Raw genomic sequence first — 6,437 nt, 5'->3', positions numbered from 1 at the left:
GGCGACTTTAAATGGGCAGGCGCGTTACTGTTTACAGGCGTGCCTGTGAACAGTAACATCTTCGGAGTTACTGTTCACCCCGTGCCGTGCACGCTGAGTGTGCACAATAATTCTGTGGGTGCAATTTACCGGGGAATCGGTTATAATAGTGAAGGTTATAAATTTTAAGAAAAGGATTGATAGCATGAAAAAACTATTTCAATTATTAGAAGAAACTCTGCGGCAGGGGCAGGATGCGGTGCTTGTGACGATTATTGCAAGTTCCGGCTCCACACCGCGCGGCACAGGTGCACGTATGCTGGTCACATCTGCAGGCAGGATCGGCGGCACGATCGGCGGAGGGGCTGTGGAGTATTACAGTGAGGAAGCGGCGCTGGAGGTTCTTGCCGAAAAGGATTCACGTACAGAGCACTACAGCCTGAAGAAAAATGAAGTTCAGGACCTTGGCATGATCTGCGGCGGTGATGTAGATGTGTATTTTCAGTTTCTTTCTGCCGCTGAACCGCAGAATACTGCGCTTATGCAGCATATAGAAGCACTGTACCAGACAGGGGAAGAATTCTGGATCATCAATGAACTTTCGGCGGGGGCACAGGGACCCATGTCAGTTTATGCGCAGACAGGAGGACTGGTAGGACAGCCTGTGCCGGATGCTGTCATCGAAAGTCTCGGGGAGAAGGCGAAACAATTTGAGGCCGGGGGCAGGATTTTTTACTGTGAAAAAATGATGAAATCGGGAAGGGTTTATATATTCGGCGGGGGCCATGTTTCTCAGGCGCTTGTCCCGGTGCTGAAGTCTGTGGATTTCCGCTGCGTTGTTCTGGAGGACCGGAAAGAATTCAGCCGTCCGGATTTATTTCCGGGAGCGGAGGAAGTTCTTTTGATTGAGAACAGCCATATCGCGGACTATGTGGATATCGGGGCATCGGATTATGTCTGTATTATGACGCGGGGGCACAAGGATGACCTGGAAGTACAGGCGCAGGTCCTCCATACGCAGGCGTATTATATCGGGGTGATTGGCAGCAGGCACAAGAAGGCAGGCGTGTTTGAAAAGTTGAGGGGCATGGGTTTCACGGATGCTGATCTGGACAGAATTACGACGCCTATAGGTCTTTCCATCGGCGCTGAAACTCCGGCCGAGATCGCGGTGAGCATCGCGGGGCAGCTGATAGAGAGGCGGGCTCAGAAAGATGAGCGCTAAAAAATCAGGTGATATGACAAATGGGAGCCCGGTCAGGCTGATGATCGGGTTTATGGTCCCCATGTTTTTAGGAAATGTATTTCAGCAATTTTATAATATTGCGGATTCTATCATTGCGGGACAGTTCCTCGGGGTGAATGCGCTTGCAGCGATCGGAAGTACCGGTTCTTTGATGTTTATGGTTACGGGATGGATCAGCGGGATTAGCAGCGGATTTGCGATTCTGGTGGCTCAGTGGTTCGGGGCCCGCAAATATGACCGGATGCGGCATTTTACGGCGATGTCTGTCTATCTGACGGCCGGGATTACGGTCCTTATGACCGCGGGTCTTCTGGCGGCGAATAAACCAATCCTGCGGCTGATGAATACGCCGGTGGAACTGATGCCGGATGTGAGCGGTTACATGGCGGTGATTTATACAGGACTGATCGTGACGGCGGCCTATAATTCCCTTGCGGCCGTGATGAGGGCGCTGGGGGATTCCAAATCGCCCCTGTATTTTTTGATTATCTCTGCCGTGATCAACATATTTCTGGATATTGTATTCATTGCATGGTTCCATATGGGGGTTGTCGGATGCGGGTATGCAACCGTGATCGCGCAGGGAATATCGGCATTGTTATGTTTTTTGTATATCAGGAAGAGGTTTCATATCCTGCATTTAAAACGGGAGGATTTCCGGATATCATGGGACAGCATTAAAAAGCTGCTGGCGCTTGGGATTCCGATGGGTCTCCAGTTTTCCATTACCGCCATCGGTACGATCATTGTCCAGGGTGCTGTTAATATTTACGGTGCAGTTTATATAGCCGGTTTTGCGGCGGGGGCAAAGATACAGAATCTGGTTGCCAGTGTTTATGTTGCGTTTGGAGCTACGGCGGCGACCTTTGTAGGGCAGAACTGGGGTGCAGGAAAGCTGGACAGGGTGAAAAAAGGTGTTTTGTATACACAGATTATGATACTGGTCAGCAGTGCAGTTCTGATGGCAGTTATTTTCTTCTTCGGGAGATATCTCGTGCTGATGTTCGTATCGCCGTCTGAAACGGGCGTGATTGATGCGGCAGTTATGTATTTTATGGCAGTGTTCTGGTGTTATCCGTTTCTGGGAAGCATTTTCGTGTACCGGAATGCGCTCCAGGGCATGGGATACGGACTGGTGCCCATGCTGGGAGGGGTATTCGAGCTTGCCGCCCGTGCTGCGGTTGTGGCTGTGCTTGTGGGGAGGGCGAGTTACTTCGGAGTCTGCCTCTCTGACCCGGCGGCATGGCTTGCGGCGCTGATCCCTCTGGTGCCTTACTATTTTTACAAGATGAAGAAAGCATCCAAATTAGAAGATCAAATTCAGAAATCTGAAAAAGCGTCGAAATCATCCGTTTTTAGTTGAAATCGTTTGAACAGTTATATATAATAAAAATATTAGCAGAGCAGTAAGAAGAAAAAGAGTAATGGGAAGAGCTGTTCTGCAGTCAGGAGGAAATTATGGCCGGACAATATGAAGGTATGGCGATAGGTGTATTTGAGCTGGACAGCGAGTGTGCATGTTTTGTAGCATTAGATGCGGCAGCCAAGGCTGCGGATGTGAAGATTCAGGCAGTGGAGAGGAACCGTCTGGGAGCGGGCGCATGCGTAAAGCTGCGTGGGAATGTTTCTAATGTAAAAGCGGCAATGGAAGCAGCACTTAGAGTGGCAGAACCGATTTCAAAGATTGTTTCGCATACAGTGATCGCAGCACCACTGGCAGAGACAGAACCAGCAATCACAATGACGATTAATAAGTAAGGAAGAGGTATTAGTTATGGCATATGGAGCATATGGACTGGTAGAAGTCCTGGGAGAAGCTAATGCTGTGCTGGTGACGGACCAGATGCTGAAAGCAGCAGACGTATCATACGAGACACAGGATACAAAGTGCGGGGGACATGCCCTGATCTTTATCAGCGGCAGTGTATCAGCAGTGAGCGCCGCAGTGGAGAGTGTAACAGTGGCTCCACCGTGTAAAGTATTCAATTCAGCAGTCATCTCTAATCCGTCAGAAGAGATGGTGAACATCGTAGAGGGATTTAAAAACAGAAAGAAAAAATAATTGTACATACAGTATGAACAACAGAATCAATAAAAAGCAGCGGTTAGAGACTTTCAAGAGTCCGGCCGCTGTTTTTTATTTCATAGCTTCCTATGAAATAAAAAGCCCTCCCGGCGGGATGCGCACTGCGGCGTAAGAGGCAGATGCCGCGATGCGGCCGCCGCAGGCGCGAGTTTCACAAGCGAAACTCTTTTGCTAAACTATTCTGAAAACGGACCGCAAAAGGGTCTGACCCCTTTACAGTTCCTGCAGTGTTTTGAAGGTATATCCCATTTCTTCCCACTTGGTCAGCAGTTCATCTAATATTTCCCCGTTTGTTTTGGAGGTGCTGTGCAGCAGGACGATTGCACCGGGGTGGATTCTGCCGAGGAGTTTTTCGAAGGCTTCTTCTTTGGTGGGCTGGTCATTTTCGTACCAGTCGACATAGGCTAGGCTCCAGAAGAATGTTTTGTACCCCAGGTCTTTTGCCATCTGCAGGTTTGATTCGCTGTATTTGCCTTGCGGCGGACGATAGAATTTCGTCATTTCTTCTCCAGTGGCCTCTTTGTATGCGGCTTCTACATCTCCAAGCTCCTTCTGGAAGGCTTCTTTGGTCGAGATCTGCGACATATCGGGGTGATGGTATGTATGGTTTCCTACGGTGTGGCCTTCTGCCGTCATCCGTTTTACGAGGTCGGGGTTTGTTGAAATGAATGTGCCGACGACAAAAAATGTGGCGGAGACGTTATGTTTTTTCAGTGCATCCAGAATTGCGGGCATGTTTCCGTTTTCAAAGCCTGCATCGAAGGTGAGGTAGATGACTTTTTCGTCTGCATTTCCAGTATAGTATGCATCGTATTTTTTCAATTCCTCAGAGGTTGCGTTGGCGACCGGCGGCTGTCCCTCCTGCTGGAAGCTCAGTCCCCAGTTTCCGTCCGCGGAGGCAGCAATCTCTGCAGAGGCGGCGCTGCCCTCAGGAATGGTATCGGCCGAGGTGATTGTTTCGGCGGCATCGGGAGAGAAGTGGTCCTGCACCTTACCGGCGGCAGTTCCGGCGAGGAAGGCGGCTGCAAACAGCAGCAGTGTTTTCGCGCCTTTCTTTAAAAGCGTTTTCTTTTCCAGATTTTTCAGATTGATTTTCATTTTATCACCAGAATCTTATTCTCTACAGTATATGTCGGAATCACAGAAATATTTTCGGTTGAGGCAAATATGTAAAGTAATGGGAGGAATCGGGAATTTTTTGTGCGGTATAGAAATGGATTTTTTACGGAAATAGTGTTAAAGTGGTAGAGTGAGATTAAAAAATGAAAGAAAATAGGATGACAGGAGATATTTATGAAGAAGGCAGCGTTATTTTTTGATATTGACGGTACGATATTAAGTGAGATTACGAAGGAAATACCACAGAGCGCTCTGGATGCCATGCTTGCGGCAAAGAAGGCGGGGCATCTGCTTTTTATTAATACAGGACGAACACTATGCAGTATTCCGGCGCAAATAAAACAGTTTCCGTTTGATGGATTTTTATGCGGGTGCGGAACATATCTGACGTATCAGGATGAGATTCTGTTTGCAAGTTCGATTCCGGAACAAAGAGGGCGCGAAATCATCCGGAAGATGATGGAATGTAAAATTGAAGGGATTATAGAGGCAGTGGACGATGTTTACCTGCCGGAACGGATTTCCCGGTTTGACAGGCTCGAAAGTTCAAAAAGATACTTTCGAAGTGAAGGGCTGGGGATGGAAACGTATCTGGAAACAGGAAATTTTATCTACGACAAGCTGTTTGTCTACGCGGATGAAAAGAGTGATAAGGAGGCATTTTTCAAGTTTATCGAGAAGGACATTGAACCAATTGACCGGGGCGAAAATACTTATGAGTGTATTCAAAAAGGATATTCTAAGGCAACGGCATGTGAGTTTATAATGAATAAATTCAGAATGGAGCGGGAGCAGGCGTATGTGTTCGGTGACAGCACGAATGATATATCTATGTTTGAATATGCAGTGCATACAGTTGCGATGGAGAACCATGCAGAAGAACTGGACCCCTATACAGAATATGTGACGGCAAAAGTGGAAGAAGACGGGATTGCCCGGGCGGTCAGGCACTATGGATTGATGTAGAATACTAGAATCAAACACACTCCAGGGAGGGATAAGAGATGAAGATTTTTGTGTATAATTACAGGGAATTTGATGAAGCAGTGTTTTTTCAGAAATTTTCAAAAGAATATGAGGTGGAGCTTGGCATCTGCCATGATGATCCATGTATGGAGAATGCGCACCTTGCGGCAGGATATGAATATATCAGTATCATAACGACAAAGATCGATGAGGAACTGATGGCGAAGTTCCACGAATTGGGCGTCAGGATGATTTCCACAAGGACGATTGGATATGACCATATCGATCTTGAGGCGGCAAAGAAGTATGGCATGAAGGTAAGCAACGTGTCGTATTCGCCTGAGTGTGTTGCTGATTATACGGTTATGCTGATGCTGATGGCGGTCCGCAAGATGAAACGAATCATGCAGAGAGAGGAGATCAACGACTTTTCCCTTCCCGGGATACAGGGCGTGGAAATGCACAACCTGTCGGTCGGTGTGATCGGTACAGGAAGGATCGGACAGGCAGTGATCCGCGACCTGAGCGGCTTTGGGTGTAAGATATACGCCTATGATCATCATCAAAATGAGAGTGCTGCAAAATATGCAGAATATGTAGATCTGGAGACCCTTTATAGGACATGTGACATGATTACCCTTCACATGCCGTTGAATGATGATAATTTCCATATGATTGATGCAGAGGCAATTAATAAGATGAAGGACGGCGCCGTGCTGATTAACACTGCCAGAGGCGGGCTGGTCGATACAAAGGACCTGATTGACGCGCTGGAATCTGAGAAAATCGGGGCAGCGGCTATGGACGTGATCGAGGATGAGTTCGGTATGTATTATTATGACAGAAAGTCAGATATCCTGAGCAAGCGGGACCTGTATATACTCAGGGGATTCCCGAATGTGATCGTAACCCCGCACATGGCTTTTTATACGGACCAGGCGGTGAGCGATATGGTGAAGCATTCGATAGAGAGCTGTTGTATGAATGAGAAGGGGGTTAAAAATCCCTGGGAGATCGTTTGAAAATTCTGACAATGGCGCG

General features: G+C 47.8%; 7 protein-coding genes. 6 read left to right on the top strand and 1 reads right to left on the bottom strand.

Going from position 1 to position 6,437, the window contains the following annotated elements:
* Nucleotides 1–184: 184 nt before the first annotated feature.
* The 4 genes from DWX43_RS14350 (at nt 185) to DWX43_RS14335 (ending at nt 3,287) form a co-directional block, all read left to right on the top strand.
* A complete protein-coding gene (locus DWX43_RS14350) occupies nt 185–1,204 on the top strand; it encodes an XdhC/CoxI family protein (RefSeq protein ID WP_118620762.1) in 1,020 nt (339 codons plus the stop codon).
* Complete coding sequence (locus tag DWX43_RS14345) at nt 1,194–2,588, top strand: MATE family efflux transporter (RefSeq protein WP_118620761.1); 1,395 nt, start codon at nt 1,194–1,196, stop codon at nt 2,586–2,588. The genes DWX43_RS14350 and DWX43_RS14345 overlap by 11 nt, the downstream gene beginning before the upstream one ends.
* A 95-nt stretch (nt 2,589–2,683) precedes the next feature.
* Nucleotides 2,684–2,983: a BMC domain-containing protein gene (locus tag DWX43_RS14340; RefSeq protein WP_118620760.1), complete on the top strand. Its 300-nt coding sequence runs from the start codon at nt 2,684–2,686 to the stop codon at nt 2,981–2,983.
* A 16-nt stretch (nt 2,984–2,999) separates the two neighbouring features.
* Nucleotides 3,000–3,287, top strand: a complete 288-nt coding sequence (locus DWX43_RS14335; RefSeq protein WP_109731591.1) for a BMC domain-containing protein — start codon at nt 3,000–3,002, stop codon at nt 3,285–3,287.
* 237 nt (nt 3,288–3,524) lie between these two features.
* Here the strand turns inward: DWX43_RS14335 and pdaA are convergent, their stop codons facing one another.
* The gene (gene pdaA / locus DWX43_RS14330; protein WP_118620759.1) at nt 3,525–4,409 is read right to left on the bottom strand and encodes a delta-lactam-biosynthetic de-N-acetylase; all 885 of its coding nucleotides are present in this window, start codon (nt 4,407–4,409) and stop codon (nt 3,525–3,527) included.
* Between the two features lie 195 nt (nt 4,410–4,604).
* On the opposite strand from pdaA, the gene DWX43_RS14325 reads away from it, so the two are divergent.
* Nucleotides 4,605–5,396, top strand: a complete 792-nt coding sequence (locus DWX43_RS14325; RefSeq protein ID WP_118620758.1) for an HAD family hydrolase — start codon at nt 4,605–4,607, stop codon at nt 5,394–5,396.
* Between the two features lie 38 nt (nt 5,397–5,434).
* A complete protein-coding gene (locus DWX43_RS14320) occupies nt 5,435–6,418 on the top strand; it encodes a D-isomer specific 2-hydroxyacid dehydrogenase family protein (RefSeq protein WP_118620757.1) in 984 nt (327 codons plus the stop codon).
* Nucleotides 6,419–6,437 lie beyond the last annotated feature (19 nt).

The organism is Clostridium sp. AF19-22AC, assembly GCF_003479085.1.
GTDB lineage: Bacteria > Bacillota > Clostridia > Lachnospirales > Lachnospiraceae > Faecalicatena_A > Faecalicatena_A orotica.
This window is presented reverse-complemented; position numbering and strand designations above follow the sequence as displayed.